This window comes from Cupriavidus sp. KB_39, assembly GCF_052114485.1.
Lineage (GTDB): Bacteria > Pseudomonadota > Gammaproteobacteria > Burkholderiales > Burkholderiaceae > Cupriavidus.
The window spans coordinates 1-1133 of record NZ_JBFREV010000135.1 but is presented as its reverse complement, the minus strand read 5'-3'; the positions used below and the strand labels follow the sequence as shown (position 1 = coordinate 1133).

The 1133-nt window shown below is 65.0% G+C and carries 2 protein-coding genes; both read right to left on the bottom strand.

Features of this window, described 5'->3' with window-relative positions:
- The coding region (locus AB4Z27_RS29090; protein ID WP_441645996.1) for a DUF637 domain-containing protein at positions 1-932 on the bottom strand (932 nt) is incomplete at its 3' end.
- Between the two features lie 12 nt (positions 933-944).
- The coding region (locus AB4Z27_RS29085) for a hypothetical protein (RefSeq protein ID WP_441645995.1) at positions 945-1133 on the bottom strand (189 nt) is incomplete at its 5' end.

Sequence of the window (1133 nt, the reverse complement as noted above, 5' to 3'; positions counted from 1 at the left end):
GCCGAGCCACACCCCGGATTTGCCAAAATTGTCAGCCCTTGTGGACCGCTTGCGGGCGTCCCCGTCAGCGTCCCGCCTTGCGGCCCATTGTTTGGCGTCCCAATGGGCCCACCATCATTCTCCGCTTCCAGCGGATTCGCCAACGGGTCGGACTTCTGCGGGCCGTTGTTCGGGGTGTACGTTCCGCCCGGCCCAGTTGGCGCAGGTCTCGGCACCATCATGGCGGTGGCGTTGTTGATCGCCTCGTTCTGCGCCGCCAAGCCGGCTGAGGTCACGTCAGCACCCAGTAGCGCGCCGGCTGCACCACCAATCAACGTCGCAAGACCAACTGTAAGTGCCTGCCGAACGGCATCATCGCTGTATCTGACGGCATCGCTGCCGGCATATACTTCATCGCGAATCAACGGCGCCGCAATAGCACTCGCCGCCCCGCCGATCGCGCCACCAGCACAGTCCCCACCGCTCAGGCTCTGTGCCGCGCAGGCCACCAGTGCATGTCCCAGCACATTGGTGAGGATAGTCGACGGGTCCGAGCCCGGCATGCCGATGCCCGGCGCACTTACCCCTACCGCGTTGGCCCCAACTGCCGCCGCATCCCGCACCAGCCCACCGGCGAACGCCTGTCCAAAGCTCCCGCCATAGACGGCCGTATTTACGCCGGCGCTGATCGCGGAGCGCACGATGCTGGCCTGGATATAGCTGCCGGCGTTCGCCTGCACCGCTGCCCAGTTGCCCTTGGCGATGTTGTCACCAAAGCTGCTTACCCCCGGGGCGCTGAGGTTGAGCGCGCCCAGTGCGCCTTGCGTGAGCCCGGCCGTCAACCCAGAGACGGCGCCCGCCTTCAGCGCCGCGCCGATATTCAGCGAGCCTGTTGTGATCACCTGGCTCACCATGCTCGACAACGTGGCGGAGATAGCCGCATCGATGGCCATAGCCACCATCGCCTAGGCGATCGTCATCTGGGCCATGGCTACACCCATCAGTGCCGCCCCCGCCCCCGCCGTAACAATCGAAATCGCCACCGCAGCCACCATCGCCACGATCTGGCCGATGATGCCGAAGCCCTTCTTTTCCTTGATAAACCGGGTGTGGATGTCGTCCTGGAGCGTGTCCTCGGTGTAGTTCAGCCCGAG